Source organism: Kitasatospora sp. NPDC091335 (genome assembly GCF_044757205.1).
Classification (GTDB): domain Bacteria; phylum Actinomycetota; class Actinomycetes; order Streptomycetales; family Streptomycetaceae; genus Kitasatospora.
In genome coordinates, this window is sequence record NZ_JBIVUM010000006.1 from 181256 (window position 1) to 207987 (window position 26732).

A 26732-nucleotide genomic window follows, 5' to 3' on the forward strand; every position below is an offset into this window, starting at 1 on the left:
GCGGGCGCTACGTCTTCCGCAACTCCGGCGCCGGCACCCCGATCAGCAGCCGCCGGACCGCGTCCCAGGCGGCGCGCAGGGCGGCAGCGCAGGCCCTGGTGTCGGAACCGAGCAGCCGCAGCCAGGCTCCGCCGTCCTGCGGCAGCACGCTGACCCCGGACAGCAGGTCGCCGCCCGGCCGCCCGCACCCGGCCACCGCCTCGTGCAGGACGTCCGCGATCCTGGCCGCCGGGGCGAGCGGGCTGAGCACGTACAGGCTGGACATCACGTCGTGCCCGCCCAGCACCGCCGGGCCGGTGACGCCTGCGCCCCCGGCCCCGCCCCCGGCCCCGCCGCCGGCCCAGGACCCGGCCCGCGCGGGCACCAGCCGCACCGTGTCCAGGGCCACCAACCCGCCGTCCGGACGCCGCACTTCGAGGTCCGAGGCGAACACCCGGTAGGCGTTGCGCTCGCCCCTGGCTAGCCGGCCGGCCAGGACGGTCTCACCGGCCAGCACCGTTGCGGCCGGGTCGACGGTGAGGACGGTCCGCTGGTAGAGGCGCGAGTCGACGAAGGGGATCACCGGCTCGGGCAGGTACTCGACGTAGGCGCGGGGCCCGGCCGTCAGGTTGACCAGCTGCGTCGCGTAGTCGTGCTCCATCCGGTAGACCTTGGTGGCCGCCTGGGTGGTCAGGTGGACGGCGGTGCCGGCCCCGCAGCGCAGGTCGGTGCGGAGCCGGTCGGCCTGGAGGATGCCGCCGCCGGTGGACATCAGGAAGGTGACGGCCAGGTCGGGGCGGGCCGGGTCGAAGTACAGCGGGCGCATGATCTGCAACGGCGACTTCTGGTAGTGGCCGGTGAGTTCGGTGCGCCCGCCGACCTCCTCGAAGGCCAGCTCCAGCAGCCCGACCTTGCCGGGACGCCCGACCGCGAGGGTGTCGGGCGTCCCGGCGTACCGCAGGACCTCGGACGGGACGCGGTCCGGCTCGTAGTGCCGGGGATCCAGCCGGGGATCCAGCCGGGACGCCGCCGCGGTCGGGAACGACGGGGAAGGCGTCACGCCGAGACCTTGCGGAAGGCCTCCAGGAAGGCCGCGATGGCCACGAAGAAGAGCCCGCACACGACGGACGGCATGAAATCGACCTGTGCGACGCCCCGGAGGACTTCCGCGACCACCCTGCCCGATATCGGACGAGCCGCCACCGAGGCGCTCTCCCCACCCTCTTGCTGACCCATCCCGCGCACCAATTCCCGGTACGGCCGGCATGCCCGGAAGCAGGCCCCGGCGATTCCTCCGGAACCGTACTCCTGCGGAATGCGAAGTCCAGGGAGCACGACGGGTCATGCCGAATCCACGGAAGGTGACCGACGGGGCACTGGGCTGCAACAATCTGTTGAACCAGGCGCCGGTCACGACCGTTGCAGGGAGAAATCCTTTGCGAAGTTCTACTGACGGTTGGCGTAGCCGGCGCCGGTGCCCCCGGTCAGCTCGTCCGGATCAGATGCCGGGCCAGGAACCGTTCGGACGAGGCCAGTTCGAGCTCCGGCACGTCCAGGTGGCCGCCCGGACCGGCGTGCAGCGTCTTGTCGCGCGAACCCAGCGCGCCGAACAGCGCCAACGCCCCCGCCCGCGGGACCAGTTCGTCGTCCCACTGGAGGAGGAACTCCACCGGCACGCCGACCCGCTCGGCCGCCGCCGTCTGCGACGCGTGGCCCGTCAGCCCGAACACCGCTGCGACGATGCGCGGTTCGGCCGCCACCAGCGGGATGCCGATCACGCTCCCCAGCGACAGCCCCCAGTAGCCGACCGGCCCGAGGCCGCCCGGCTCCCCGCCCGGCTCCTCCAGGGAGTCCAGCGCGTCCAGCACGGCCACCCACTCGGGCACCGCCCGCTCCGCGACCGCCGCCGTGTGCCGCGCCACCCAGGCGCTGACCGGCCGGCCCGCCGCGATCAACTCCCCTGTCTCGGTGGCGAACCGCTCGTCCTGCGCGCTGCGCGACCGCTCCCCGTGCCCGGGCGCGTCCAAGGACACCGCCGCGAACCCGAGCCGCACGCAGCGCCCGGCCCGGTCCACCACCCCGGGCCCCAGCTTGTGCTGACCGCCGCCGTGCCCCAGCAGCACCAACGGCCGCCCGCCGAGGGGCGGTCCGTCCGGCTGCCAGAGCACACCGGGCACGCCGTCGAGGGTGAAACGGCGCTGGGTCACGCCGTCCGCGCTGGATTCCGAGGTGAAGTGCACCCAGCCATCATGGCTCCCGACACTCGTTCGAGTCCCGGCTTTTCCGGTTGCCGCCGGAACGCCTGCCGGAACGGTCGTCGGACCGCCCACCGCAACGGTCGTCGGACCGGTCGTCGGACCGCCGGGCGCTACCGCGCGGCCGGGACGGCTTCGCGCAGGAAGGCGAGCAGCAGTTCGGTGGTCTCGGCCGGGCGCTCCAGGCTGGGGAGGTGGCCGGCCCATGGGAGCTCCCGGTGACGGGCGTCGGGGAGGAGGCCGGGGAGGGCGGCGGCGATCTCGCGGAAGTCCGGGAAGTCGTGGGCGCCGGACACGGCCAGGGTGGGGGCGGTGATCCGGCCGAGGTCGACGTCCTCGCGGTCGGGGCCGACCGTGGCCTCCAGCTGGACGTCGAAGGCGTGCCGCTGCATCCGGCGGACCCTCGCCCGGGTCTCCTCGTCGGCCTCCGGGCCGAGCCAGGACCCGACGTTCAGCTCGACGGCCGCGTCGATCTCCCCGGCCTCGATCAGCTCGTCCTCGCGCCCGCCGAAGGCGCGCAGGGTGTCGCTGGGCCGGTGCCCCGGCATGCCCGCCCCGAGCAGGGCCAGCGCGGTGACCGCCTCGGGGCGCAGCGCCGCCGCCGTGAGCGCGATCCGGCCGCCGTGGGAGGCGCCGACCAGGGCGGCGGCCTGGATGCCCAGGTGGTCGAGCAGCGCGAGGACGTCCCGGGTGTCGCTGTACGGGACGTCGGAGAGCGGCGTGTCGCCGAAGCCGTGGAAGTCGCAGCGGACCACCCGGTACCCGGCGTCGATCAGCGGCTGCCACTGGGCGTCCCACATCCGCCGGTCGCACACCGAGGAGTGCAGCAGTACGACGGCGGGCCCGCTGCCTGCCACGTCATGAGAAATGATCACCGGCGGATGGTAGTGCCCCGGCTGCCGTTCCCCAAACGGTTTCCGGCGGGCCCGCACCGCCGGCCCTCCGCCCCACCGACCCTCGGCGCCCCGCCCGCCCGTACCTCCCTGATGAAGGCCCCGTCCGGATGAGCCCCGCCCGGAGGCGGGCTCGGCGGCACCGGTAAGCGTTTCCGGCCGCCCCGGGCTCTGGACGGGTGAAGGAGGTGCTCATGGGAGAAGCGAAGAGTGTTCGGGACGAAGGGTTCCAGGCGTTCATCGTCGCGGTCTGGCCGCGCCTGGTGCGGACGGCGTACCTGCTGGCCGGCGAGCAGTACGCGGCCGAGGACCTGGTGCAGTCGGCCGCGGAGAAGGCCTGCGCGGCCTGGTCGAAGGTGCGCAGGGCCGACGATCCGTACGCCTACGTGCGACGGATCCTGGTCAACCAGCACGCGCGCCGCTGGCGCCGCCGGCCGCCGGAGTTGCTGGTGGACGCGGTGCCGGACGCGGCCCGGGTGGAGGACGGCTTCGCCCGCTCCGACCAGCGCGGGGCCCTGCTGGCCGCGCTGGCCACCCTGCCGCCGCGGCAGCGCGAGGCGGTGGTGCTGCGGCACTGGGAGGACCTGAGCGACAGCCAGACGGCGGCGGCCATGGGGTGCTCGGTGGGCGCGGTGCGCAGCCACGCCGCGAAGGGCATCGCGCGGCTGCGGCAGGTCTCGGCGCTGGTGGAGCTCAAGGACACGACACACATCGGAGGAGCGGCATGAGGAACGGTACGGACCCGGACGGCGTGGGGGCGGACATGGCGGACGGCAAGGACGTGTGGGTGGGGCTCGGCCTGGCCGAGGCCGCGGCGGGCGCGCGGATCGGCCAGGCGCCGGTGGCGGACATCGTGGCGGGCGGCCGGAGGCTGCGGCAGCGCCGCCGCACCGTGGTCGGCACGCTGGCGCTGGCCTCGGTGATGGCCCTGAGCGTCGGGGCGGTGGCGCAGCTGCGCCCGGACCGGGCGCCCGCCCGGGAGATCGGTCCGGCGGGTGTCGGCGCCGTGCTCCAGCCGGCGGCGAGCGCCACCCCGACCGCCTCCGCCGTGCGCGACCCGTTCGTCCCCGTACGGGTGCTGCTGGGGCAGGGCAGCACCCCGGACGGCAAGCAGTGGCAGCTGTGGGAGGCCCTGTGGCCGGTGGCCCCGAAGGAGCGGGCGTTCGAACAGGCGACGGCGGTGTGGGAGGAGCGCAGCAAGTACGACTCGGCGGTGCCCAAGCCGACGGAGGAGTTCGTCCAGCGGTACTGGCAGCCGGACTCCGATGTCACCAACGTCTACTTCACGGTGGACGGGGTGCGGCTGAGCCACGACTCCGAGGGCTCCCAGGCGGCCCCCGGCAAGCTCGACCCGCGCAACCGGACCACCTTCGGCGGGGGCCTGGTCGGCCACCGGGGCAAGGGCGACACCGTGGCCCCGCTCGACGTGGTGCTGATCTCCCTCGGCCCGGACGTCGGCCGGGTGCTGGTGACCTGGGCGGACGGCTCCACCACCGAGCCGCCGTTCGTCACCGTGGCCGACTCCCCCATCCGCGAGATGGTGGTGGCCCGCCCGGGCACCCTGCGGGCGACGTCCTGGCAGTTCTTCGACAAGGACGGCAGGAAGCTCCCGGACGCCGGCGCCAAGTACCTGACCGAACCGGTCTCCTGACGAGCCGGTTCCGGTCCCGGCCCGGCGGCGTCCTCCGGCGCGTCGCGCTCGCCCCCTGGGCGCCGCTGGCGGTCATGGCGGTCTGCACCGCCGTCCCCGGCCCGCCGGAGGGCACCGCGGCCCCCTTCACCTTCGGCCTGGCCTGGTCGACGCATCTCGCCCTGCGGCGTGCCCGGGGTGTGGTGGTCGGTCAGGAGGCCGTTTCCGCCGGCGGTTGACGGAGTGGGAAGTCGGCCCGGCCGACTTCCCACTCCTCGCCGTTCCTCAGCCCAGCAGCAGTTCCGCGGCCCGCTCCGCACCGTCCGTGCGGATCCCGGCCGCGAGGGCGGCGGCGCGCTCGCGGGTCCTGGGGGTGAGCGCCAGGTGCAGGGCGATGGCGAGGGAGCCGGCGGTCGGGGTCCGGCCACTGCTGTGGGCGACGCCGATGCCCAGCTCCGCGACCCGTGAGGCCCAGTACGGCTGGTCCACCATCTGCGGGACCAGCACCTGGGGCGTGCCGGCCCTGGCGGCCGTGGTGGTGGTGCCCGCGCCGCCGTGGTGGACGACGGCGGCGACCTGCGGGAACAGTGCCTGCTGGTTGACCTCGTCGACCGCGAAGCAGTCCGCGGCCCCGTCCACCTCGGCCAGCCGGGCCCAGCCGCGGCCGAGCAGCACCCGGCGGCCCTGCGCGCGGACCGCCTCGACGGCGGCCCGGGCGGTGTCCGGGGCGTCGCGCAGCGGCATGCTGCCGAATCCGACGTACACCGGCGCCTCGCCGGCCGCCAGGAAGGCCGACAGGCCGGCGGGCAACGGGCGTTCGTCCGGCAGGATCCACGCGCCGGTCTGCACCACCTCGGGCCAGGCCACGCCCGCACCACCCTCGGCCCCGCCCGGGCCCGGCCACGGGTCGAGCAGCGGGTCGGTGGCCAGCCAGGGCCGGCCGGTGAGGACGTGGTCCCGCACGTTGTCGGGCTCCGACAGCCCGACCGCCGCCCGGTGGGTGTTGACCGCGGCCCCGAACAGGGCGTTCATCGTCCCGATGTTCAGCTCCCACAGCTCCCGGAGGTCGGTCACCTCCGCCGGGTACGGCAGCATCGGGTACTCGAACGGCCGGTGGTGCGGGGAGGGCAGCATGGTCGGCTGGAGGGCGACGCACACGAAGCGGGCACCCAGTTGCTCGGCCGCCGCCTGGGCGCCGGCCACCGCGGGGAACAGGCCGGTGGCCACCACCGCGCCGCCCGGTCCGGCCGCCCCGAGCACCGCCGCGTGGAACTGCCCGACCAGCGCGGCGGCCCGCTCGGGCAGGTCCGAGGGCGCCGGGGGCGGGCCGCTGACCAGCGCGCGCACCGACTGCCCGACGGGCACCAGGTCCACCCCGGCCTCGGCCAGTCGCGTCGAGAACTCCTCGTCCGGCGGCGCGCACACCCGCACCTCGGCGCCCAGGTCCTTCAGCCGCAGCGCCAGCGCGGCCATCGGCTCGACGTCCCCGCGCGACCCGTACGTCGACAACACCACTCGCACGTCGTGACTCCCCGTTCCTTCGGCTTGCGTCCTCAAGCCGGTGATTCTGCGGCATCACCGGGGCCTTGTGGCAAGGCCCTCCGTGCGCTATACGTTGAGAGTGGCGAGGAGTGGGTACGCCTCCGCGAGCGCCGGCGCAGCCCCGAACTCCCCCTGACCGCAGGGCCCTTCCGGCCGCCGGTCGGCCGGGAAATCCCCGGCCGTCCCCCGCACCGCCTGCCAGACTCCTCCCATGCGCGCGATCATCGAGGACATGGCCGGTCGACTCGCCCGGGTGCCGGGAGTGGTGGGGGTGATGCTCGGCGGGAGCCGGGCGCGGGGCGAGGAGCGGCCGGAGTCGGACTGGGACCTCGGGGTGTACTACCGGGGCGGCCTCGACCTTGACGGGCTGCGCGCGCTGGCCGGCCCCGGGGTGGAGGTGGCGGGCCCGGGCGGCTGGGGTCCGTGGGTGAACGGCGGGGCGTGGCTGGAGGTCGACGGGGTCGCGGTGGACTGGATCCTGCGGGACCTCGACCGGGTCGGCCGGGTGTGGGCGGACTGCCGCGAGGGCCGCTACGAGGTGGGCGTGCAGGCCGGCCACCCGCTCGGCTTCTGGTCGCCCTGCTACCCCGGCGAGGTCGCCCTCGGGCAGCCCCTGGCCGACCCCACCGGCGAGTTGACGGACCTCAGGCGGCAGACGGCCGCCTATCCGGAGCCGCTGCGCGAGGCCCTCACGGCGGCCGCCTGGGAGGCCGGCTTCCTGCTCGACACCGCGGCCAGGAGTGCCGCCCGCGCCGACGTCCTGCACGTCTCGCTCTGTCTGTCCCGGGCCGTCGGCGTCCTGGTCCAGGCCCTGTACGCCCACCACCGCCGCTGGTGCCTGAACGAGAAGGGGGCCCTCGCCGTCGCCGGCCGGCTCCCGGACGCCCCGGCGGACTTCGGCGACCGCGTCCGCGCCCTGCTGGGGGCGCCCGGCGGTTCGGCGGCCGAGCTGACGGCCACCGTCGCCCGGGCGCGGGAGCTGGCCCGGGAGACGGTGGCCGCGCTGGACGGCTGAGCCGGGGGACGGTGGCCGCGCCGGGGCGCCGGCCCGGCCTCAGCCGGAGTGGACGAACGCCTCCTGGTAGCCGGGCCCGGTGATGGGCCGCCGGGCGTAGAAGGAGTCGGGCAGGGCGAAGGCGTCCACCAGGGCGAGCGCGTGCTCGGACAGTCGTGCGACGGATCGTTCCTGCAATCCGGGCAGCTGGGCCGCCTGGCAGGCCGTCAGCTCTCCGGCGCCGAGCAGCAGCGTCCCGTGCGCGTCGATCCGGCGCAGCGTGAACACCCGGTGCAGGTCGTGCAGGAGCGAGCGGGCGGTGTCCTCCCGGGCGTCCTCGGCCCAGGCGAGCAGGGCCGCGGCCGCGTCGTGTTCGGCGCGCGCGGTGACGGCGGCCAGGGCGTCGGGCGCGGCCGCGTTCCACCGCCGCAGGCCGTCCCCGGCCGGTGCCTCGCGCAGCCGCGCCCGGGCGCGGGCGAGCCGCAGCCGGACGACGGTGCGCAGCAGGCCCTGGCGGACGGCCGGGTCGTCGAGGCCGCCCGTCACCGGCGCGGCGGCGGGCCGGGGGTCCTCCAGCAGGAGTTCGGCCGCCGCCTTGGCCCAGAGCGCGAGGTTGTCGCCCTCGGCGGTGATGGTGCCCTCCACGTCCGACGCGTAGGCGGTGATCCCGTTGACCGTCAGCAGCCCCTGGGCACCGCACCGTTCGCGCGCCTCGGTGACCAGGTCCCGGGCCTGCCAGGTGGTCCAGCCCTTGGCGATGGCGACCTGCCGTTCGGCGGCGGCCGGCTCCTCGGGGGCGGCCGGGTCGTGCCGGGCCCAGCACTCGGCGGCTGCGCGGTGCAGGGCGGTCATCGCGTACGCGGTGGCGAGGCCGTCCAGCAGCGGGCCGTGGTGGGTGCGGTGGGCCCAGACCGGGACGCGCCGGTCGGGGCGGGCCCCGGCGACGTCGCGGTGCTGGGCGTACCGGACGGCGGTGGCCAGCGCGGCCCTGGCCCCGCCGATCGCGGCGGCGCTCATGCACAGCTTGCCGACGGTCACCCGGCCGATCGCGGTGAGGAACCGTTTCCGCTTGCTGCCGACCGCGCTGGTGAACGTGCCGTCGTCGGCGAGCCGGCCGTGGGCGCCGGTGAGCAGCGCCTCGTACGGCAGGCCGACCCGGTCGAAGGAGGTGAGGCAGTGGTCGACCGGACTGCCGGGACGCTCCGGCAGCGGGTCGACGGCGATGCCGGGCAGCGGGCGCCCGTCCCCGCCGGTGAGCGGTACGAGGAACAGGAAGACCCCGTGGTCGCGCCCGTCGACCCGCAGCCGCGCGGCGACCACCGCGGACTTGGGGCCGCCCGCGGGGCCGGTGTTCGGCATGAACTTCCGGGCGGACGGGCCGGGGGTGTGCAGGGTGAAGCCGCGGTCGGTCCGGTCGTAGTCGGCCACGGTCTCCAGGGCGGCGGCGTCGTTGCCGTGGCCGAGTTCGGTGCACAGGAAGGTGCCGGTCCGGTCCATCCGCAGGTAGTCGTCCAGCGGGCGCTTGGGCGACCGGTCGTGGTCGAGCAGGGTGCCGAGGAACAGGTTGTAGTGGATGCCGGCGAGGACGGTGAGACCGCCGTCCACCACGGCGGTCCACTCGTGCAGGGCGGCGAGCAGCAGCGGGTCGCCGGCCAGGGCGGCCGGGTCGGTGTGGGCGTTGAGCTGCCGCAACCGCCGGTAGGACGCGGCGATCCGGTCGGCCACCGGGGCTTCGGGGCGGCTGTGCAGGGCGGGGTCCGCGGTGAGCTCCCGCCAGGGCTCGTGGACGCGTTGACGGTCGGGGCCGAAGAGGAGGCGGGACAGCTCGGCGGTCGTCGGTGTCATGTAACCGATCAAAGGCCGGGCGCCGCAGAGGTTACGGCCCTGTGACCGAGATCACCGCACCCGCGGGCGATTCCGGCGGGAGGTCAGCCCCGGTACCAGGAGGCGACGATCGGGAGATGGCGGAGGCCGCCACCACGGCGGCGGCTTCCGCCATCTCCCGCTCCCAGTTCCGCGCCGCCTCGGCCGGCCAGGTGGTCTCCACGCAGCCCGGGCAGCAGATCTCGGCGACGACGTCCTCCAGCCGCCGCTCCGCCGCGGTCGGCTCCGAGAGGCTCCCGGCCCAGAGCGCGACGGCGGCCTCCCCCGGCGTGATCTCCCCGGACGTCAGCCGGGCCGCCGTGTGGTGCAGCCGGCAGCGCCGGGCGAACTCGTCGTCCGGGACCGGCAGGCCGAGCTCCCCCAGTGCCCGGTGCAGCAGCCCCGTCAGCTCGTCCGAGGGCTCCCCCCGGCCCTGCCGCCCCGCCAGTTCGCACAGCGCGGGCGAATCCCCGCCGATGCCCCGCCCCAGCAGTTCGGCGGCGGCCATCGGCAGGTCCTCGGGGAACACCAGGCCGGCGGTGTGCCGCCAGGCCAGGGTGAATGCGGCGTCCATCGCGCCATCCTGCCCCGTCGGCCGGGGATGCCGCCACCGAGTTCACCGCGGGCCCGGTCCGCCGCCTTCGCCGATGCGCCGCCGCCCTGCGGAAAACCGCAGGGCGCGGCGGTACGGAAACCCGCAAGCGGTTCGCCGGAAACCCGCATACCGCGGCTGACCTGCACTTTCTAGCGTGGAAACAGCCGGGGACGAGCCGTCCCCCGACCACTCTGGAGCCCCGCATGCAGCACACGATCCTCGCCGTCGCCCAGCAGCCCGCCGACGGCTTCGCCGGCTGGGCGGCCGACCTGGTGGACACCATGGCCGGCCCCGGGGCCGGCCGGCCCCGGTCGGTCAGTCGGCCACCACCGTGGACGGGGTTCCGCCCGTGACGGCGAGGAGTTCCCGGTAGCTCATCGGCACGACGGTGTGCGGGTGTCCGGCGGCGGCCCAGAGCACCTCGTACGCCTCGAGGGCCGTGTCGACGACGGTGCGCAGCGGTGCCGGGTGGCCGGTCGGGGCGACGCCGCCGATGGCCTGGCCGGTGGCCTCGCGGACCTGGGTGGCGGTGGCGCGCTCGATCGGTCCGGTGCCCAGCCGCCCGGCCAGGTGGGCGGTGTCGACCCGGTGGGCGCCGCTGGTCATCACCAGCAGGGGCGCACCGTCGCAGACGAACACCAGGCTGTTGGCGATGGCGCCGACCTCGCAGCCGAGCGCGGCGGCGGCCTCGGCGGCGGTGCGGGCGGAGTCGGGCAGGACGCGGATCTCGCCGGGGACGCCGGCCGCCGCCAGCGCTTCGGCGACGGCCTGGCTGCGGGTGGGGAGGGAGGAGGTCATCGGCCCATCATGCCCTCTGCGCCGAGGAGTTCCGCACCGGCGGTGTCCCTCTCGTCGGCCTGCCGTGCCGAGGCGCGTCCGACGGCGCTCAGCACCGCCCGTACGCCCGCGGTGAGCACCGAGGCGTCCCGTCCGACGCCCCACACCACCCGGCCGCCGGAGCCGTCCTGGCCGCCAGGAGCACCGGAGCCGTTCGGAGTGCCGGAACCGTCAGGACCGCCCACCCTGGCCTCCACGTACGCGACCGCGTCCCGCCCCTGGCCCACCGCGTGCTCGCTGAAGGAGAGGATCTCCACGCCCACCGCGTCGGCGACCGCGTCCAGCGGCCCGGCGCCCCTCCCCCGGCGGCCGTCGACCTCGGCCCAGTCGTCGCCGACCCGCCACCGCCGCCCGGCTCCCGCGTCCAGGTACTCGGCCCGGAACAGCCCGTACAGCTCCTCGGCCGTCACCTCCCGCCCGCTGTCGTCGGTGGCCTCCTGCACCACCCGGGCGAACTCGATCTGGAGGCGCCTGGGCAGCTCCAGCCCCTCGCCGGCGTGCAGCAGGTAGGCGATCCCGCCCTTGCCGGACTGGCTGTTGACCCGGATCACCGCCTCGTAGTCCCGCCCGAGGTCGGCCGGGTCGATCGGCAGGTAGGGCACCGACCAGGGCGCCTCCCGCTCCGGGACGCCCAGTTCGGCGGCGGTCGCGGCGTGCCGGGCGAAGCCCTTGCGGATGGCGTCCTGGTGGGTGCCGGAGAAGGCGGTGTGCACCAGGTCGCCCGCGTACGGGTGCCGCTCGTGGACGGGCAGCCGGTTGCAGTGCTCGACGGTGCGCCGGATCTCGTCGATGTCGGAGAGGTCGAGCATCGGGTCGACGCCCTGCGTGTGCAGGTTGAGCGCCAGGGTCACCAGGTCGACGTTGCCGGTCCGCTCGCCGTTGCCGAACAGGCAGCCCTCGACCCGCTGGGCGCCCGCGAGCACGGCCAGTTCCGCGCAGGCGACCCCGGTGCCGCGGTCGTTGTGCGGGTGGACGGAGAGGATCACCGCCTCGCGCCGTTCCAGGTGGCGGTCCATGTACTCGATCTGGTCGGCGTACACGTTGGGGGTGGCGATCTCGACGGTGGCCGGCAGGTTGTGCACGACGGGCCGCTCCGGGCTGGCGTCCCAGAGCCGGGTCAGGCCGTTGCAGACCTCCAGGACGTAGTCCGGCTCGGTCAGGTTGAACACCTCGGGCGAGAACTGGAACCGCAGGCCGTCGCGGCCCTCCCCGAGCCTGGCCATCAGGGTCGCGGCCTCGGTGATCAGCGCCCGCAGTTCCGCGCGCTCCTTGCCGAGGACGACCTCGCGCCACTGCGGCGCGGTGGCGGTGTAGAGGTGGACGACCACCCGGGGCAGTCCGGCGACGGCCTCGAAGGTGCGCTCGATCAGGTCGGCCCTGGCCGCCGTGAAGACCACCACGGTGACGTCCTCGGGGACGGCCCCCGGGGTGGTGGCCAGTTGGCGGACGAAGTCGAAGTCGGTCCGGCTGGCGGAGGGGTAGCCGACCTCGATCTCCTTGAAGCCCATGGCCAGGAACAGGTCGAACATCCGCTGTTTGCGCGCCGGGTCCATCGGCTCGGCGAGCGCCTGGTTGCCGTCGCGCAGGTCGACGGGCACCCACAGCGGCGCCCGCTCGGTCCGCCGGCCGGGCCAGCGGCGCAGCAGGGCGGGCACGTGCACCCGCTCGTGGGCGGGGCGGTAGCGGTGGGAGGGCATGGTGCCGCCGCGCTGGGGGTTCCAGGCGGGGGCGCCGGCCGGGACGGGACCGGCGGGGGCGTGCAGGTTCGGGAATCGTGCGGACGATGGCATGAACGGTCCTCATCGGCAGGCATCGGCAGGTACCGGAGACCGGCAGGACGGCGCCCCGCAGCGGGGTGCCGGTCAGGTCACGCCCCGCTGCGGCCACCAAGAAGAAGGCCTCCCGGGGGGAGCGTCCACGGCTGCATGCCGGGTAGACTAACCACGACACAAGTCCTCAGACAACCTGACAGGTGAACCCGATGGCCGCGCTCCGCCCCTCCCCCCTCGCCGAACAGGCCGCCGCGCGGCTGGAGGAGCAGATCCGGGCCGGGCAGTGGCCGGTGGGCGGCAGGCTGCCGGGCGAGGTGGCACTGGCCAAGGAGCTGGGTGTGGGCCGCTCGACCGTCCGGGAGGCGCTGCGCACCCTCGCGGCAGCCGGGATGGTGCAGAGCCGCCAGGGCTCCGGGGTGTTCGTCACAGCCGACCGGCCCACCGGGGACTGGGCGTCCCGGCTGCGCCGCGCCGAGCTGGCGCACGTCTACGAGGTGCGGACGGTGGTCGAGGTGCAGGCGGCCCGGCTCGCGGCCGTCCGCCGCACCGAGGCTGACCTCGTCGCGCTCGACGCGGCGCTCGCGGTCCGCCGGGCGGCGGGCGGGGCCGGCGACGCCGCCTTCGTGGACGCGGACATCGCGCTGCACACCGCCGTGGTGGCGGCCGCGCACAACCCTGTCCTGGATGACCTGTTCGCCCAGTTCGCCCCGGTTCTGCGCGAACAACTGGTCGTCCTGGTCGGCCTGTTCGGGCTGCGCGCGGAGGACCCGGACCACGGCTACGGCTCGCACGCCGACCTCGTCCTGGCGCTGCACGACGGCGATCCCGAGGCGGCCGGGCGGGTGCTGGCCGCGGAGCTGGAGGCCACCCGCTCGCGCCTGCTGACCCACTGAGCGACGCCCGACAGGACACCCGACAGGGCACTCTCCAGCACGCCCACCGCCCCGCCGAGTACCTTCCGGCGGGGCGTCACACACTTTTCACACCCCGGCCATTCGCCGGCCGCGCGTCGCATTGACACTGTGTCAAGCAAGTCCGGAACCGCCTGCTCCGCATACGTACAGCCAACGAATGAATGACATTGTGTCCGTCACGTGCGCAAGCACGGATCAGGCGGCGAACGGATTTTCACTTCAATCACACGGTGCGACTAGTATCGCTTCGTCAAAAATCCCGTGCCCGGACGGCCCGCCCCTCACCGGCCGGCCGCCAGCCTCAAGGAGTCAGCTCTGCGCGCGCGTGCGAATCGGCGGCCCCCGACGCCGAAGGGCCCCCGCAGGCGTCCACGCCTGTCCCTGCGGACGGCGCTGCTCGTCCTGGCCGTCGTCCCCAGCATCGCCCTGGTCGCCCTCTGGGCCGTGACCAGTGGTGAGACCATTTCCGACTTCCAGCGACTGGCCGACCAGGCCACCGTCGCGCAGAAGGCCGGTCAGCCCTCCAACATCGTCTACTACAACCTCCAGGAGGAGCGCCGGCTCAGCGCCGAGGCGCTCGCCAGGCCGGGCTCCAACGCCGACCAGCTGCGCCGCCAGCGACAGCTGACCGACGAGGCCGTGCGGCAGTTCCAGTCCCTCTCCTCGGCGGCCGCCGACAACGCCCCGGCCGAGGTCCTCGCCTCCGTCACCGAGGCGCGCCAGGCCCTCGGCAAGCTGGCCGAGCAGCGTTCCGCGGTCGACCGCGCCACCACCGACCAGCAGAGCGTCTTCACCTACTACACCGACCTGATCAGCGTCGACATGCAGCTGTTCACCGCGCTCAGCCGGGTCGACACCGGCGAGGTCACCTGGCTGTCCAAGACCCTGGTCAACGCCTTCTGGGCCAAGGAGATGATCTCCCGCGAGGACGCCATCCTGGCCCGCGGCTGGCCCGGCGGGCGGCTGTCCACCGCCGACTACCAGCAGGTCCAGCAGCTGATCGGCGCGCAGGACCACCTGCTCAACGTCCAGGTCATCCCCTACATCCCGGACGGCGAGGCGCAGGGCTGGCGCGACCTGGTCAACAGCCCGTCCTGGCAGGGCAAGGCCGCCGTCGAGCAGGCCCTGCTCAAGCCCACCGCCGCCGACGCCAACGGCACCGTCAGGCTCCCGGCGACGCAGGACCAGTGGCGCCAGGCCGTCGACGGGCTCAACCCGGCGCTGGTCAAGGTGATCGAGGTACGCACCGACGGCATCATCGAGGTCGCCAAGTCCGCCATCATCGGCATGCTCACCCGCGTCGTGCTGACCACCGCCATCGGCCTGATCACGGTCGTCGCGGTGATCATCGCCTCCTGGCGCCTGAGCCGCTCGCTGCGCCGCCGCATCAAGGACCTGCACACCCAGGCCGAGGAGATGCGGCGCACCCTGCCCGAGGTGGTCGACCGCCTCGGGCGCGGCGAGCAGGTCGACGTCGAGGCCGAGACCCACGCCATCACGGAGGGCTCGCACGGCACCGGCACCGACGAACTGGCCCAGCTCGGCCAGGCCCTCAACCAGGCCCGCTCCTCCGCCCTGGAGGCCGCCGTCGGCCAGGCCGAGCAGCACCGCGGCTTCGAGCGGCTGCTCCAGCGCATCGCCCGCCGCACCCAGCTGCTGATCGGCCGCCAGCTGCGCAAGCTGGACGAGCTGGAGCGCAAGCACGACGACCCGGAGGTCCTGGAGGGCCTCTTCGACCTCGACCACCTCACCGCCCGCCTGCGGCGCTACGAGGAGAACCTGGTCATCATGGCCGGCGGTCAGCCGCAGCGGCGCTGGCGCAAGCCCGTCCCGCTGCTGGACGTGCTGCGTGCCGCCCAGGGCGAGGTGCAGGACTACCGCCGGATCTCGATCGACATCGAGGGCCACCCGTGGCTCTCCGAGCGGGCCGTCGGCCCGGTGGCCCACGTGCTCGCCGAGCTGATGGAGAACGCCACCACCTTCTCCAAGCCGCCCACGCCGGTCGAGGTGCGGGCCGCCATGGTCGGCCGCGGGCTCGCGATCGAGATCGAGGACCGGGGCCTGGGCATGGACCCGGAGCAGTACGACGCGGCCAACGAGCTGATGAGCCGCCCGCCACGCACCGACGTGCTGGCCAGGGCCGACGACATCCGCCTCGGCTTCCACGTGATCTCCCGGCTGGCCTCGCTGCACAGGCTGAAGATCGAGTTCCGCCCGTCCGCCTTCGGCGGCACCCGGGTGGTCGTGCTCGTCCCGGACGAGCTGGTCATCGAGGGCGACACCGGGCTGCCGGACGGCGCCGGCGGCACGGCCACCGAGCCGATCCCGCTGGTGCGCCGCTCGCGCCGGGCGGTGCGCTCGGCCTCCGACGAGACGCCCGCCCCGGTGCCGGCCGGTCCGCCGGTCGCGCCGGTGGAGTCCTTCCCCCAGGGCGACTTCGCCCCGCAGGCGGCTCCGCTGCCGCTGCCCGTGGCGGGTGCCGGGGTGGAGGCCGGGCCTGGGACCACCCTCCAGGACATGCCGCTACCGGAGGCTCCGTTCCAGCCGCCCGTCATCCAGCCGCTCCCGCTGCCGGTACCGGTACCGGTGCCCGCGGACGGCCCGGAGGCCTTCCCGGCCGCGCCGTTCGCGGCGCATCAGGAGTTCCCGGCGGCCCAGGCGTTCCCGGGGCAGCCGGAGTTCCAGCCGGAGTTTCAGCCGGAGCCGGCGTTCACGGCGGAACAGGCGTTCGCCGCGGAGCAGCCGCTCCCGGTGGAGCAGCCCTCCCCGGCGTACCCGGCCGAGCCGTCGTACGGTGCTGAACCGCCGTTCGCCCCGGAGCCGTCGTACGGGTCGGAACACCCCTTCCAGCCGGAGCAGCCGATCGAACACAGCTCCCCGGCCGACCCGGCACCCGCCCAGGGGGCCACGGCCTACCCGGACATCGCCTACGCCAGGGTCACCGAGGCCGAGGCGCCGTACGCCGACGAGCAGTACCGCCCGGCCGACCACTACCGGCTGGCCGAGCGGCGCCGGCGCCGCGAGTACCAGACCTCGGTGCCGTTCAGCCCGGCCGAGAACAGCCAGCCCCCGCTGCCGCAGCGCGTCCGGCAGGCGAGCCTGGCCGCCGAGCTGCGGGTGCCGCCGCCGGCCCAGCCGCAGTGGGTCGAGCGCCCCGCCGAGGAGGCCGCGCAGCCCGCGGGCCCGTTCCAGCGCACCGAGCGGCGCTCGGGTGCGGCGATCGGCGCCTTCCAGCGCCAGTCCCGCGCCGCCCGGGCCCAGGACAGCGGTGAGCACCCGCTGCCCGCGCCCGCCACCCCTCCGGTCCCCTCCCCCGCACCCGAGCCCGCCCCGGCCCCCTGGGCCCTCCCGGCCGCGGACTCCCGAACCACACGAACGGATGAGCAGTCATGAACCGCACGATCGCCACCCACCAGGATCTGGACTGGCTGCTGGACGGACTCGTCGACTCGGTGCCCGGGACCAGGAACGCCGTCCTGCTCTCCGACGACGGACTCGTGGTCAGCCACTCCCGCACCATCGAGCGGGCCGACGCCGAGCGCCTGGCCGCCGTCGCGACCGGCCAGCAGAGCCTGGCCCGCGGCGTCGGCGCGTTGTTCGACGGCGGCCCGGTGCACCAGGTGATCGTCGAGCTGGCCGAGTGCTGGCTGTTCATCATCGCCGCCGCCCAGGGCACCCACCTGGCCGTGGTCGCCTCCCAGGAGGTGGACGCCGAGGTGATGTCCGTCGCGATGCACACCCTGGTGCAGCAGGTCGGCCAGAAGCTCAGCACCCCGGTCCGCCAGGACGGCGCGCCCGCCGCCCCCGGCTCCTTCGACGCCTTCGCCGCCAGGAACCGGGGCTGACGCGGGTGGAACCGTACGGGAACGACGCCTGGGGGGACGGCCGCGACGACGGCCGGCAGGCCGGCCCGCCGTCCGGTCCGCCGTCCGGTCCGCAGTCCGGCTGGGACGACCGCTGGCGGCGCGGCTCGGTGCCGCACTGGAGCGAGCTGGAGGAGGAGGACGCGGAGGACGAGACGGGCAGCATGGTGCGCCCGTACACGATCACCCGCGGCCGAACCGCGCCCGAGCGCGACGACCTCACCCTCATCACCGTGCTCACCACGGTCGAGGAGGAGGCCGAGGCGGCCCTGGCGCGGGGCAACCGCGCCGGTGCCCGCGGCCTCCAGCCCGAACACCGGCTGATCCTCGAACGCTGCCGGCGCCCGGTGGCCGTCGCCGAGGTGTCGGCGGGCCTGGACCTCCCGGTCTCGGTCACCAAGATCCTGCTGGGCGACCTGGTCGCCCAGGGCCTGCTGAAGGCCCGGGCGCCGCTCTCGGTGGCCCGGGCCGCCGGGGGCGTGGACCTCGGCCTGCTCACGGCCGTACGCGAAGGACTCCGGAGACTCTGAACATGGCCACACCCCACTCCGCCATCGGCCCCGCCGCCGCCCCGGTCGCCCCGGCCGCCGTCAAGATCCTCATTGCGGGCGGCTTCGGCGTCGGCAAGACCACCCTGGTCGGCTCGGTCAGCGAGGTCACCCCGCTGCGCACCGAGGAGTACCTGACCCGGGCCAGCGTCGGCGTCGACGACCTGTCCGGCGTCGACCAGAAGACCACCACCACCGTCGCGCTCGACTTCGGCCGGATCACGGTCAGCCCCGAGCTGGTCGTCTACCTGTTCGGCACGCCCGGCCAGGAGCGCTTCTGGTTCATGTGGAACGACCTGGTCAACGGCGCCCTCGGCGGGATCGTCATCGCCGACACCCGCCGGCTGGACACCAGCTTCGCCTCGATCGACTTCTTCGAGAGCCGGGGCATCCCGTTCGTGGTCGCGATCAACTGCTTCCACAACACCAACACCCGCACCCCCGACGAGATCAGGGCCGCACTCGACCTCGACCCGCAGGTGCCGATGCTGCTCGGCGACGTGCGCGAGCGCGCCTTCGGGCGGGACCTGCTGCTGGCCCTGGTCGACCACCTGATGGACCTCGCCGCCGCACCCGTCGGCTGAACCGGCGCCGGCCGGGCCTCCCCGCCCCGGCCGGCCGGCCTTCGCACCTCTGGACTTCTGAACTTCCCTTCGGAGCACACCTCATGACCACACCCCTGCGCGTCCTCGTCCACGGCGGCGGCATCGGCGGCCTCACCCTCGCCACCGCCCTGGCGCGGCGCGGCCACCACGTCGACGTCGCCGAGCTGCGCGAGCAGCCGGAGGCCCTCGGCGTCGGCATCATCCAGCCGTCCAACGCCCTGCACGTGATGCGCGAGATCGGCGTCCTGGACGACTGCCTGGCGGCCGGCTTCGAGTGGGAGGTGCTGACCATCTGCGACCCGGCCGGCGCCACCCTCGCGAAGATCCCGCAGCCCCGGATGGGCGACGCCCCGTCCAACAACGGCATCCCGCGCCCCGCGCTGGCCCGCGTGCTCGCCGACGCCGCCGCCAAGGCGGGCGCCACGGTCCGCTTCGGCACCACGATCGACACCCTGCGCGAGAACGCCGACGGCGTCGACGTCGCCCTCACCGACGGGCACGGCGCCCGCTACGACCTGGTCGTCGGCTTCGACGGCATCGGGTCGCCGCTGCGCCGCCACCTGTACGGCGAGAAGTACCTCCCCCAGTACACCGGCTTCGCCAACTGGCGCGTCACGCTGCCGCGTTCGCCCGAGGTGATGGGCGTGGTGATGTCCTCGGGCAACCTCAGCGCCAAGGCGCTGCTCACCCCGATCAGCGCGGAGCAGATGTACCTGGGCTCGGTCTTCGCCGAGGCCGAGGGCTTCCGTCCGGACCCGGAGCGCGCCCACGAGCAGCTGCGCGAGCGGCTGGCGGGCTTCGGCGGCCCGATCGCCGAGGCGCTGGCGCGGATCACCGACCCGGACGCGGTGGTCTACTCGCGGATCTCCCAGGTCACCGTCGAGGAGCCCTGGCACGTCGGCCGGATCGTCCTGGCCGGCGACGCCGCCCACGCCTCCACCCCGCACCTGGCGCAGGGCGCCGCGATGGCCGTCGAGGACGCCCTCGTGCTCGCCCTGAGCCTGGACGCGGCCGACACCGTCCCGGCCGCGCTCACCGCCTGGGAGGAGCGCCGCCGCCCGCGCGCCATGTGGGTGCAGGCGCTGTCCCGCGCCGTCCTCAAGCAGGAGACCGGCACCGCGACCACCCCGGAGGAGGACGAGCTCCTCAAGGTCGGCATCCCGGGGGCCGCGCACGTCCTCGTGCAGCCGTACTGACGGCTCCGGCCGTCGCCGTCCCGCCCCGACCGGTCCCGCCGGTCGGGGCGGTCTTGTGCCGCACCGGATCACGGGGCAGGCTGACGGCCGTCCGGTCAGCCGACGCCTGGGGGTACGGTGCCGTCCCTGTTCCGCATGCTCGACCTGCACGAGGCCGTGGAGCGCGAACGGCAGGACGCGCACGGGCGGTTGTTCGTCTCCGACTACAACGGCGGGCACCCGTACGTCGCCGACTACCTGGGCCCGCTCGCCGACACCCCGCCGTACCTGCTCGGCGACGTCACCCGGTACTCCGCGATCGACGAGGACCGCGCGCTGCGGGCCAAGATCGCCCGGCTGCACCGCGAGTACGACGACGCGGAGTACGGGCCCGGCCAGGTGATCCCGGCGGGCGGCTCCAGCAGCCTGCTCGGCACCTTCTGCACCTGGCTGCACCTCAACGGCGTGCGGCGCGTCCAACTCACCGGCCGCGAGGGGTTCGTCCGGATCAACCTGCTGAACGAAGCGGCGCTGGACGGGCTGACGACGCTCGCCCGGTGATCTGGTCGCGCCGGTCCCACACCGCCTTGGAGATCCGGGCGATCAGCCGGGCCGCCGGGTCGGCGCGGTCCGTGCCGTCGGCGAGCGGACCGGTGTAACAGACGGCGATCAGGTACGGCGGGCAGTCGGCCGACTGGACCAGCCCGACGCTGAGCCGGACTCCGGGGAACCAGCCGTTCTTGAAGGCGATCCGGGTGTCGGCGGGCAGACCGGCGGCCAGGTCCACCCGGAACTCGTTGCGTTCGAGGAGCGCGAGCAGCTCCGGCTCGCCGGCGAGCGAGCGCAGCAGCCGGACCAGGTCGTGGGCACTCACCCGGTTGTGCACGCCCTGGGCACGCGCCGCGTAGTCCTCGATCCCGCGCGGGGTCGCGCTGCGGGTGGCTCCGGCACGGCGCCAGACGTCCGCGACGGCCTGCCGGGTCGTACGGGCCAGGCAGATGTTGGTGGCGAGGTTGGAGGAGTGGGTGATCATCCGCTCGGCGAGCAGCCGGAGGGGGACGTGGGTGCCGAGCAGTTCCCAGGGCAGCGGGTCGCTGTCCCAGTCCGGGTCGTTGCCGAACTCGCCGCCCACGACGGACTCGAAGCGGTTCACCACCGGCACCTCCGCGTCGAGGTTCGCCCCGCCGCGGCAGAGAGCGGCGAGCACCGCGACCTTCATCGTGCTCGCGGCGTCGTGCAGTTCGTCCGGGTCGCGGACGTACACCGGATCGGAGTCACCCACCCAGGGGGCCACCACCACAGAGAGCATGGGGGAAGGGTAGGGGAGACCGGGTCCGGAACTCGACGGTTGCGGCGTACGACACGAGCGCTCGTCCGCCTCCGCCGGGAGCGGCCGGGAGCGGGAGGCCGGACTGTCCGGCCTCCCGCTCCCTCAGCCCTCCGCCGTGTCAGTCGACGGAGCAGGCGTCAGTTGACGTAGTAGCTGAACCCGAGCGTCGCCGCGGTCATCCCGGCGGCCACCTCGCGGGTCACCGTGCCCTGACAGTTCGGCGCGGAGTACACGTCGACCGCCACGTCCGTGAGGTTCTCTACGATCACCGGCGACAGGGTCGGGTAACAGCCCCGCGCCGGGTTCTGCTTGACCACACCGTTCACGACCAGGGTTCCCGTCGCGGCCTGGGCCGGAACGGCGAGTGCGAGCACTCCGGCGGCGGCCAGCATCCCGGCCACTGCGAATCGACGACGCATGACTGTCTCTCCCTTGCTTCCGCGGGCGCACGACCGGTTGCGGCGCCCGTCCCGGCCATGGATTCCCCCGGCGCCGCGCTCGTGCCGGAACGGCCCGCCGCAATCCCCCGAACCGCCGAAGGCCGGCTGCCTCCCGTCGACCGGTGCCGGGGGCGGGCCCGTGACCTGTGAGGATGGGAGCGGGCCGCCACCAGCGCGGCGACGACGAGCGGCACGAGGGAGCAGTCGGGTGTCTGGGCAGGGACCGCGGGGCCTGGTCGAGCGGATGGAGCACCACCAGGTGGTGATCTACCTCGCGGCGATGGCGGCCGGCGGGCTGCTGGGGTGGCTGGCGCCGTCCGCCGGGCCCGGGCTGGAGCACGCCATCAACCCCGTGCTCGGCCTGCTGCTGTTCGTGACCTTCCTCCAGGTCCCCGCCGCCGAGCTGCTGCGGTCCCTGCGCGACGGCCGCTTCCTCACGGCCGCGCTCGTGGTGAACTTCGTGGTGGTGCCGCTCGTGGTGGCCGCGATGTTCGCGTTCCTGCCCGCCGACCGGGCCGTGCGGATCGGCGCGCTGCTGGTGCTGCTCTGCCCGTGCGTGGACTACGTCACCGTCTTCTCCGGCCTGGCCGGCGGCTCCAACCGCCGCCTGCTGGCCGCCACCCCGCTGCTGCTGGTGGCGCAGATGGTGCTGCTGCCCGGGTTCCTCTACCTCTTCATGGGGCCGGAGCTGGCCGACGTCGTCGAGGCCGGACCGTTCGTCGGGGCGTTCGTCTCCCTGATCGTCGTCCCGCTCGCCGCGGCGTGGCTGCTCCAGGCCTGGGCCGCGCGCCGGCCCGCCGGGCGGCGGGTGTCCGACGCCGCGACCACCACGATGGTGCCGCTGATGGCCGCGACCCTGCTGACCGTCGTCGCCTCCCAGGTCCCCAAGCTCGGCGGCAGCCTCGGCGACGTCGCCGGTGTCATCCCCTTCTACGTCCTGTTCCTGGTCGTGATGGCCTTCGCGGGGAAGGCCGTCGCCCGGCTGTTCCACCTCGACACCGGGGCCGGGCGCGCGATCGTCTTCACCGGCGCGACCCGCAACTCCCTGGTCGTGCTGCCCCTGGCGCTCGCCCTGCCGGGCTCCCTCGCGCCGGCCGCGTCCGTGGTCGTCACCCAGACCCTCGTCGAGGTCCTCGGGATGCTCGTCTACGTCCGGCTCGTCCCCCGTCTGGTCCCCTCCTGACCGCCGCCTGACCGCCGCCCCCGGGCCGGCCGGGGGCGGCGGACCGTCAGGGCAGGTAGGTGCGCCAGCAACTGGCGGTCGGCGAGGGGGTGGCGCTCGGCGAGGGGGTGGCGGGGCCGCCGCTCGCCGTCGGCGAGGCGGAACCCGGCTCGCCGCACGGGCTCGGGGGGACGCCGGGGCCGACGAAGGACACCCCCCGCACGTCGTAGGGCCCCTGCCCGTACCAGCCGTGGAAGTACACCGTCAGCTCGGTGGTGCCGGGCCCGGTGGTGACCCGTACCGTCAGGTCGTTCCAGTCGCGCTCGTCCGACCAGGCGGCGGTGGGCGCGGTGCCCGCGCCGGAGACGCCGACGAACGCGTACGGGCCACGCACCGAGGCGGTCAGCGTGTAGGCGGAGTCCGGCTGGACCCTGACCTTCTGGGTGCAGCCCGCATAGCTGTCGGCGGTCGGCCGGCCGGTGGTGTAGTGCTCGTGCGGGACGGTGCTCCGCGACGTGGTCGGCTCGCAGTCCCAGATCCACGGGTAGGAGTCGAACCGCCCGTTGACGATCAGTTCGACGTTCGGCAGGGCCGCCGTCGCCGAGGCGGCCAGTCCGACGGTGGAGCCGGCCACCGCGAGCACGGCGGTGGAGAGGCCGAGGGGAAGGGCGGCGCGGCCGCGCCGGCGGGTCGGGCGGTTCCGGTGGGTCGGGTGGGTCTGGCGGGTGTGTGCACGCATGCCGTCTCCGGGTGGGAGTGCCGATGGGGGCAGCGGTGCGAGGGAGTGGAGCACACCCTGGGGGACGGCGCCCGCCGCCGTCAAGGGAGGCGGCGGGGGTGCCGTTCCGGCGCTCCGGGCCGCCGGGCCGCCGGGCACCGGGCGGCCGTCACCGAACCGCCGCCGATTCGAGGCCGTCCCCGTACTTCGGCGGGCCGCGGCCGCGGGGCATCCTGGCCCGGGGGTGGGTGTATGGGCGCACAGGAGCGGGAGAACGGCCGCGCGGAGCGGTCCGGCGCGCGGCTGACGGCGCTGCTCGTCGGGCTGGTCGCGGCCGGCGCGGCGGTCGGCATGCTCCTCGGGGTCGGCGTCTTCGGTCTGGTGACGGTCCTGTCCCTGGTGCGCCGCGTCGTCGCCTGCTTCCTGCACGGCTGCTGACTCCGCGCCGGACATCGCAAAGGCCCCGTCAAGTCACAGCAGTTCACCCGGGGTTCGCCGGAGCGCACCCGGCACCGTCCGCGGACCGGGACCCGGCAGCTCACGCCGGAAAATCCCGTCCCACCTGACAGTGGCGCGCTGTACGCTGAACGCGCATTCGAACTGTGTGGAATCTGTTCGTCTTTGAACACATTTATGGGGGAATCGGTGCGTAATCGCCGAATTGTGGTAGTCGCTGCCCTCGTGGCGGCCGGTGTCGGTATGGCCTCCTCCGGGATCGCCCAGGCGGCCGGGCCCGCCTCGGCGCCCGCCAAGTCCGCGCCCGCCGGCTCCGCGCCCACCGGGCCCGCGGCCGGCAGCGCCGGAGCGGACGCGATCAAGAAGCTTCCCGGCAAGACCTTCGACAGCCCCGCCGACCGCACGGTGACCTCGCCGGTGCCCGGCGAGCAGGCCGGCCAGGCCGCGCCCGCCCAGGGCGACACCGGTACCCGGAAGCTCTCCGCGGTCATCGGCGTCGGCCTGCACGCCACGGCCGCCAGCGCCCACGGCATCGACCTGGAGACCAAGCTCTTCCCCACCGACACCTCCAACCTCGCCGTGACCATCGCCTGGGGCGACGGGACGACCAGCACCTTCAACACCACCGTCGGCGGGGGCGGCAACGACACCCGCGTCACCAAGCACAAGTACGCCACGGTCGGCGTGTTCGACATCAAGGTGACGGCCAAGGAGGCCTCGCAGGGCGTCCAGGGCTCGAACCAGGTCACGGTCGGCACCCTGGGCGCCGAGTTCACGCCCCACACGCCCACCCGCGTGCTGGACACCCGCTCCGGCGTCGGCGCCGCCGCGGCCAAGGTCGGCGCCCGCAGCACGGTGGCCCTGAAGATCGACGGCGCCGCCCAGATCCCCGTCGGCGCCTACGCGGTGGTCCTGAACGTCACCGTCACCAACGCCGACGGCCCCGGCCACATCTCGGTGCAGCCCACCAAGAGCTCGGCCGAGAACGCCACCACCTCGAACCTCAACTTCACGGCCGGCCAGACCGTCCCGAACCTCGTGGTCGCCACCGTCGGCAACGACGGGTACGTCTACCTGTTCAACGCCGGCTGGCAGTCGGTGGACCTGCTCGCGGACGTGACCGGCTACTTCACGCCGCAGACCGCCAGCGGCTACAAGTCGGTGACGCAGAGCCGCGTCGTCGACACCCGCTCGGGCCTCGGCACGGCCCAGGGCCCGGTCGCCGGCCAGAGCGGCTTCGACGTCGCCATCGCCGGCCGGAACGGCGTGCCGTACGGCGTCACCGCGGTGGCGCTGAACCTGACGGTCACCAATCCCCAGGACGCCGGCCACCTGACCGCCTACCCCAGCGGGCAGGCCGCGCCGACCACCTCCAGCGTCAACTTCACCGCGGGCCAGACGGTCGCCAACGCGGTGATCGTGCCCGTCAGCGCGGACGGCAAGGTCTCCATCCGCAACGGCAGCTGGCACCCGGCCGACGTGGTTCTCGACGTCGTCGGCTACTACACCCCCACCAGCCGCTCGGCGCTGGTCCCGGTCGGCGTTCCGGTCCGGCTCCTCGACACCCGCGTGCCCGACGGCAACCGTCCGGCCGCCCCGGTGCCGGCCCGCGGCTACTTCGTGCTGGGCCTGGAGGGCGACACCACCACCCCCGAGGTCGACGGTTGGGTGCTGAACACCACCGTCACCAACACCAAGGGCCCGGGCTTCCTGTCGGTCGACCCCGACCCGAACTACTGGTCCAACTACCAGAACGGCAACGCGGTCGTCCCGAACCGTCCGGTCTCCTCGACGCTCAACTGGACGGCCGGCGCGACCGTCCCGAACGTCGCGCAGACCTCGGGCGGCAAGGGCGGCATCGTCGACTTCTGGAACCAGGGCTGGGAGGACGCCGACCTCCTGGTCGACCTGCTCGGCTACTACGAGTCGAACTGACCCGTCCGACAGTCTGACGGCCTGATGTTCTGACCGTCAGGTGTCCGACGTCCGGGCAGGGGCGGCGTTCCGTACGGAGCGCCGCCCCTGTCCGCGTTCCGGACGGCCTTCGGCTGCCTGAAGCCGTCATCGTGGCCGAGAAGTCCCCAACGTCTGCCGCGGGTTGGCTCGGCGATGCCGGCCATCGCCTCCCGTGCCGGGAGGTCCCCGCCGTCAGCGAGAGCCGCTGCCCCGGTGTGCGGAGGACGAGCCGGGCCCCGCAGGTGGCGGCTCACGTCGCCGACCAGAGTGATCCGCACCCGGCGCTCCACGAACCGCCACCGCCCGTCCGCGCCGCGCGCGATGCGGTCGTGGTACCGGCCGCCCGCGATGACCTGGAGCGGCAGCCCGGGCAGTGCCTGGAGCACGGTGACGTACGAGCGCGCGGCCGTCCGGTGACTACCGGCCGGGGGCCGCGGCCAGCCGGGAGATCTCGGCCGCCACGGCCTCCGGCTCGGCGGTGACGGTGACCCGGGCGACGCCGTCCAGGCCCGGGTGGGCGCCGACCCGCACCGAGTGCCGGGCGTTGCGCAGCAGGTCGAGGTCGTTGATGTCGTTGCCGAAGGCGTTGTAGGCGTCGATCCCCAGCGAGGACAGCGCCTCCCACTTGTTGGTGGTGCCCGGGGCGAAGTCGATGATCGCCTCGTCGAGGTGGTGGTTGACGGTCATCCCCAGCGTGCGGCCGGCCTCGGCGAGGGCCGCCAGGTCGGTCGCGTCGACCACCAGGAACTTGACGACGGCGGGGAGTTCGGCGAGTTCCACCCGGCGGGCGAGGCCGCCCTGGTCGACCCGGCCGCGGATCGGGTGGTCGGCCGGTCCGGTGTAGGCGTAGTCCCACGGGCCGTCCGCGAGGTAACCCGCCCGGAACCGCTCGGCCTCGGCCAGCAGCCGGCCCAGCTCATCCGCCTCGAACGCGGCCCGCGCCCGCACCCGGCCGTCGACGGAGACCAGGCTGCCGTTCCCGCCGATCAGCGTCGCGGTGGGGAACGCCTCGTCCAGGACCGGCAGGAGGTCGCGGACCGGCCGGGCCGAGGCGAAGACCAGCTGGTGACCGGCCCGCTCGCAGTCCTCGATCGCGGCGAGGATCCGGCGGTCGATCGTCCGCCCGTCGAAGCAGAGGGTGCCGTCGATGTCGAAGACCGTGGTGCGGGCGCTGGTAGTGATCACCCCGCGATGGTATCCAGCCG

The 26732-nt window shown here is 74.5% G+C and carries 28 protein-coding genes; 15 read left to right on the forward strand and 13 right to left on the reverse strand.

What is annotated here, in order from left to right:
- Positions 1–7: 7 nt before the first annotated feature.
- The 4 genes from ACIQOW_RS16430 to ACIQOW_RS16445 all read right to left on the reverse strand — a co-directional run bounded on the left by ACIQOW_RS16430 (position 8) and on the right by ACIQOW_RS16445 (position 3109).
- Positions 8–1039 (reverse strand): urease accessory protein UreD, encoded by a 1032-nt coding sequence (locus ACIQOW_RS16430; protein ID WP_401084888.1) that lies wholly within the window; start codon positions 1037–1039, stop codon positions 8–10.
- Entirely contained in the window at positions 1036–1215 is a 180-nt protein-coding gene (locus ACIQOW_RS16435) for a hypothetical protein (RefSeq protein ID WP_401084891.1), read from the reverse strand. Before ACIQOW_RS16435 ends, ACIQOW_RS16430 begins: the two co-directional genes overlap by 4 nt.
- 248 nt (positions 1216–1463) lie before the next feature.
- On the reverse strand, positions 1464–2219 hold the full coding sequence (locus ACIQOW_RS16440) for an alpha/beta hydrolase (protein ID WP_401084893.1): 756 nt from the start codon (positions 2217–2219) through the stop codon (positions 1464–1466).
- 128 nt (positions 2220–2347) lie between these two features.
- On the reverse strand, positions 2348–3109 hold the full coding sequence (locus tag ACIQOW_RS16445; RefSeq protein ID WP_401084896.1) for an alpha/beta fold hydrolase: 762 nt from the start codon (positions 3107–3109) through the stop codon (positions 2348–2350).
- A 212-nt stretch (positions 3110–3321) separates the two neighbouring features.
- Between ACIQOW_RS16445 and ACIQOW_RS16450 the strand changes: the two genes are divergently transcribed.
- The 3 genes from ACIQOW_RS16450 to ACIQOW_RS16460 all read left to right on the forward strand — a co-directional run bounded on the left by ACIQOW_RS16450 (position 3322) and on the right by ACIQOW_RS16460 (position 4996).
- Complete coding sequence (locus ACIQOW_RS16450; protein WP_188298979.1) at positions 3322–3855, forward strand: SigE family RNA polymerase sigma factor; 534 nt, start codon at positions 3322–3324, stop codon at positions 3853–3855.
- Positions 3852–4778, forward strand: coding sequence for a hypothetical protein (locus tag ACIQOW_RS16455; RefSeq protein WP_401084898.1), 927 nt, complete (start codon positions 3852–3854; stop codon positions 4776–4778). Before ACIQOW_RS16450 ends, ACIQOW_RS16455 begins: the two co-directional genes overlap by 4 nt.
- Before the next feature lie 74 nt (positions 4779–4852).
- Positions 4853–4996: a hypothetical protein gene (locus ACIQOW_RS16460; protein WP_401084901.1), complete on the forward strand. Its 144-nt coding sequence runs from the start codon at positions 4853–4855 to the stop codon at positions 4994–4996.
- A gap of 46 nt (positions 4997–5042) precedes the next feature.
- Here ACIQOW_RS16460 and ACIQOW_RS16465 read toward each other — a convergent pair whose 3' ends face one another.
- A complete protein-coding gene (locus ACIQOW_RS16465; RefSeq protein ID WP_401084903.1) occupies positions 5043–6278 on the reverse strand; it encodes a glycosyltransferase in 1236 nt (411 codons plus the stop codon).
- 232 nt (positions 6279–6510) lie between these two features.
- On the opposite strand from ACIQOW_RS16465, the gene ACIQOW_RS16470 reads away from it, so the two are divergent.
- Complete coding sequence (locus tag ACIQOW_RS16470) at positions 6511–7314, forward strand: DUF4037 domain-containing protein (protein WP_401084906.1); 804 nt, start codon at positions 6511–6513, stop codon at positions 7312–7314.
- A gap of 39 nt (positions 7315–7353) precedes the next feature.
- Here ACIQOW_RS16470 and ACIQOW_RS16475 read toward each other — a convergent pair whose 3' ends face one another.
- Positions 7354–9138 carry an acyl-CoA dehydrogenase gene (locus ACIQOW_RS16475; protein ID WP_401084909.1) on the reverse strand — a complete coding sequence of 595 codons (1785 nt, stop codon included), beginning with the start codon at positions 9136–9138 and terminating at the stop codon, positions 7354–7356.
- Positions 9139–9169: 31 nt separating this feature from the next.
- Positions 9170–9730 (reverse strand): hypothetical protein, encoded by a 561-nt coding sequence (locus ACIQOW_RS16480; RefSeq protein ID WP_401084912.1) that lies wholly within the window; start codon positions 9728–9730, stop codon positions 9170–9172.
- 224 nt (positions 9731–9954) lie between these two features.
- Here ACIQOW_RS16480 and ACIQOW_RS16485 point away from each other — a divergent pair, with 224 nt between their 5' ends.
- On the forward strand, positions 9955–10104 hold the full coding sequence (locus ACIQOW_RS16485; protein WP_401084915.1) for a hypothetical protein: 150 nt from the start codon (positions 9955–9957) through the stop codon (positions 10102–10104).
- Here ACIQOW_RS16485 and ACIQOW_RS16490 read toward each other — a convergent pair.
- Both ACIQOW_RS16490 and ACIQOW_RS16495 read right to left on the reverse strand, forming a co-directional pair.
- The gene (locus tag ACIQOW_RS16490; protein ID WP_401084918.1) at positions 10067–10549 is read right to left on the reverse strand and encodes a YbaK/EbsC family protein; all 483 of its coding nucleotides are present in this window, start codon (positions 10547–10549) and stop codon (positions 10067–10069) included. The two genes, ACIQOW_RS16485 and ACIQOW_RS16490, sit on opposite strands and share 38 nt — an antisense overlap.
- Positions 10546–12378, reverse strand: a complete 1833-nt coding sequence (locus tag ACIQOW_RS16495; RefSeq protein WP_401084920.1) for a 2-isopropylmalate synthase — start codon at positions 12376–12378, stop codon at positions 10546–10548. Before ACIQOW_RS16495 ends, ACIQOW_RS16490 begins: the two co-directional genes overlap by 4 nt.
- 191 nt (positions 12379–12569) lie before the next feature.
- Between ACIQOW_RS16495 and ACIQOW_RS16500 the strand changes: the two genes are divergently transcribed.
- The 7 genes from ACIQOW_RS16500 to ACIQOW_RS16530 all read left to right on the forward strand — a co-directional run bounded on the left by ACIQOW_RS16500 (position 12570) and on the right by ACIQOW_RS16530 (position 20026).
- Complete coding sequence (locus tag ACIQOW_RS16500; RefSeq protein ID WP_401084922.1) at positions 12570–13253, forward strand: FadR/GntR family transcriptional regulator; 684 nt, start codon at positions 12570–12572, stop codon at positions 13251–13253.
- Positions 13254–13718: 465 nt separating this feature from the next.
- Positions 13719–16667: a nitrate- and nitrite sensing domain-containing protein gene (locus tag ACIQOW_RS16505; RefSeq protein WP_401084925.1), complete on the forward strand. Its 2949-nt coding sequence runs from the start codon at positions 13719–13721 to the stop codon at positions 16665–16667.
- Positions 16664–17119, forward strand: coding sequence for a roadblock/LC7 domain-containing protein (locus ACIQOW_RS16510; protein ID WP_401084928.1), 456 nt, complete (start codon positions 16664–16666; stop codon positions 17117–17119). The genes ACIQOW_RS16505 and ACIQOW_RS16510 overlap by 4 nt, the downstream gene beginning before the upstream one ends.
- 5 nt (positions 17120–17124) lie before the next feature.
- Positions 17125–17667, forward strand: coding sequence for a DUF742 domain-containing protein (locus ACIQOW_RS16515; protein ID WP_401084931.1), 543 nt, complete (start codon positions 17125–17127; stop codon positions 17665–17667).
- A 2-nt stretch (positions 17668–17669) separates the two neighbouring features.
- The gene (locus tag ACIQOW_RS16520; protein WP_401084933.1) at positions 17670–18269 is read left to right on the forward strand and encodes a GTP-binding protein; all 600 of its coding nucleotides are present in this window, start codon (positions 17670–17672) and stop codon (positions 18267–18269) included.
- A gap of 83 nt (positions 18270–18352) precedes the next feature.
- Positions 18353–19486 carry an FAD-dependent monooxygenase gene (locus tag ACIQOW_RS16525; protein WP_401084936.1) on the forward strand — a complete coding sequence of 378 codons (1134 nt, stop codon included), beginning with the start codon at positions 18353–18355 and terminating at the stop codon, positions 19484–19486.
- A gap of 135 nt (positions 19487–19621) precedes the next feature.
- Positions 19622–20026 carry a hypothetical protein gene (locus ACIQOW_RS16530; protein ID WP_401084939.1) on the forward strand — a complete coding sequence of 135 codons (405 nt, stop codon included), beginning with the start codon at positions 19622–19624 and terminating at the stop codon, positions 20024–20026.
- Here the strand turns inward: ACIQOW_RS16530 and ACIQOW_RS16535 are convergent.
- Both ACIQOW_RS16535 and ACIQOW_RS16540 read right to left on the reverse strand, forming a co-directional pair.
- Entirely contained in the window at positions 19974–20774 is an 801-nt protein-coding gene (locus ACIQOW_RS16535) for a serine hydrolase (RefSeq protein ID WP_401084942.1), read from the reverse strand. The two genes, ACIQOW_RS16530 and ACIQOW_RS16535, sit on opposite strands and share 53 nt — an antisense overlap.
- A gap of 158 nt (positions 20775–20932) precedes the next feature.
- Entirely contained in the window at positions 20933–21214 is a 282-nt protein-coding gene (locus tag ACIQOW_RS16540) for a hypothetical protein (RefSeq protein WP_401084945.1), read from the reverse strand.
- 265 nt (positions 21215–21479) lie between these two features.
- On the opposite strand from ACIQOW_RS16540, the gene ACIQOW_RS16545 reads away from it, so the two are divergent.
- Complete coding sequence (locus ACIQOW_RS16545) at positions 21480–22418, forward strand: arsenic resistance protein (protein WP_401085297.1); 939 nt, start codon at positions 21480–21482, stop codon at positions 22416–22418.
- Between the two features lie 46 nt (positions 22419–22464).
- Here ACIQOW_RS16545 and ACIQOW_RS16550 read toward each other — a convergent pair whose 3' ends face one another.
- The gene (locus ACIQOW_RS16550) at positions 22465–23136 is read right to left on the reverse strand and encodes a hypothetical protein (RefSeq protein WP_401084948.1); all 672 of its coding nucleotides are present in this window, start codon (positions 23134–23136) and stop codon (positions 22465–22467) included.
- Positions 23137–23367: 231 nt separating this feature from the next.
- Between ACIQOW_RS16550 and ACIQOW_RS16555 the strand changes: the two genes are divergently transcribed.
- Complete coding sequence (locus tag ACIQOW_RS16555; protein WP_401084951.1) at positions 23368–23553, forward strand: hypothetical protein; 186 nt, start codon at positions 23368–23370, stop codon at positions 23551–23553.
- 261 nt (positions 23554–23814) lie between these two features.
- Entirely contained in the window at positions 23815–25506 is a 1692-nt protein-coding gene (locus tag ACIQOW_RS16560; RefSeq protein WP_401084954.1) for a hypothetical protein, read from the forward strand.
- Between the two features lie 438 nt (positions 25507–25944).
- Here the strand turns inward: ACIQOW_RS16560 and ACIQOW_RS16565 are convergent, their stop codons facing one another.
- A complete protein-coding gene (locus ACIQOW_RS16565; protein WP_401084957.1) occupies positions 25945–26712 on the reverse strand; it encodes an HAD hydrolase family protein in 768 nt (255 codons plus the stop codon).
- Positions 26713–26732: the final 20 nt, after the last annotated feature.

Coding starts and splice junctions, on each gene's coding strand:
- ACIQOW_RS16510 (WP_401084928.1), top strand. CDS start 16,664: ATGAACCGCACGATCGCCACCCACCAGGATCTGGACTGGCTGCTGGAC.
- ACIQOW_RS16450 (WP_188298979.1), top strand. CDS start 3,322: ATGGGAGAAGCGAAGAGTGTTCGGGACGAAGGGTTCCAGGCGTTCATC.
- ACIQOW_RS16525 (WP_401084936.1), top strand. CDS start 18,353: ATGACCACACCCCTGCGCGTCCTCGTCCACGGCGGCGGCATCGGCGGC.
- ACIQOW_RS16490 (WP_401084918.1), bottom strand. CDS start 10,549: ATGACCTCCTCCCTCCCCACCCGCAGCCAGGCCGTCGCCGAAGCGCTG.
- ACIQOW_RS16560 (WP_401084954.1), top strand. CDS start 23,815: ATGGCCTCCTCCGGGATCGCCCAGGCGGCCGGGCCCGCCTCGGCGCCC.
- ACIQOW_RS16470 (WP_401084906.1), top strand. CDS start 6,511: ATGCGCGCGATCATCGAGGACATGGCCGGTCGACTCGCCCGGGTGCCG.
- ACIQOW_RS16455 (WP_401084898.1), top strand. CDS start 3,852: ATGAGGAACGGTACGGACCCGGACGGCGTGGGGGCGGACATGGCGGAC.
- ACIQOW_RS16495 (WP_401084920.1), bottom strand. CDS start 12,378: ATGCCATCGTCCGCACGATTCCCGAACCTGCACGCCCCCGCCGGTCCC.
- ACIQOW_RS16475 (WP_401084909.1), bottom strand. CDS start 9,138: ATGACACCGACGACCGCCGAGCTGTCCCGCCTCCTCTTCGGCCCCGAC.
- ACIQOW_RS16500 (WP_401084922.1), top strand. CDS start 12,570: ATGGCCGCGCTCCGCCCCTCCCCCCTCGCCGAACAGGCCGCCGCGCGG.
- ACIQOW_RS16555 (WP_401084951.1), top strand. CDS start 23,368: ATGGGCGCACAGGAGCGGGAGAACGGCCGCGCGGAGCGGTCCGGCGCG.
- ACIQOW_RS16435 (WP_401084891.1), bottom strand. CDS start 1,215: ATGGGTCAGCAAGAGGGTGGGGAGAGCGCCTCGGTGGCGGCTCGTCCG.
- ACIQOW_RS16485 (WP_401084915.1), top strand. CDS start 9,955: ATGCAGCACACGATCCTCGCCGTCGCCCAGCAGCCCGCCGACGGCTTC.
- ACIQOW_RS16460 (WP_401084901.1), top strand. CDS start 4,853: ATGGCGGTCTGCACCGCCGTCCCCGGCCCGCCGGAGGGCACCGCGGCC.
- ACIQOW_RS16545 (WP_401085297.1), top strand. CDS start 21,480: ATGGAGCACCACCAGGTGGTGATCTACCTCGCGGCGATGGCGGCCGGC.
- ACIQOW_RS16535 (WP_401084942.1), bottom strand. CDS start 20,774: ATGCTCTCTGTGGTGGTGGCCCCCTGGGTGGGTGACTCCGATCCGGTG.
- ACIQOW_RS16520 (WP_401084933.1), top strand. CDS start 17,670: ATGGCCACACCCCACTCCGCCATCGGCCCCGCCGCCGCCCCGGTCGCC.
- ACIQOW_RS16480 (WP_401084912.1), bottom strand. CDS start 9,730: ATGGACGCCGCATTCACCCTGGCCTGGCGGCACACCGCCGGCCTGGTG.
- ACIQOW_RS16550 (WP_401084948.1), bottom strand. CDS start 23,136: ATGCGTGCACACACCCGCCAGACCCACCCGACCCACCGGAACCGCCCG.
- ACIQOW_RS16530 (WP_401084939.1), top strand. CDS start 19,622: ATGCTCGACCTGCACGAGGCCGTGGAGCGCGAACGGCAGGACGCGCAC.
- ACIQOW_RS16540 (WP_401084945.1), bottom strand. CDS start 21,214: ATGCGTCGTCGATTCGCAGTGGCCGGGATGCTGGCCGCCGCCGGAGTG.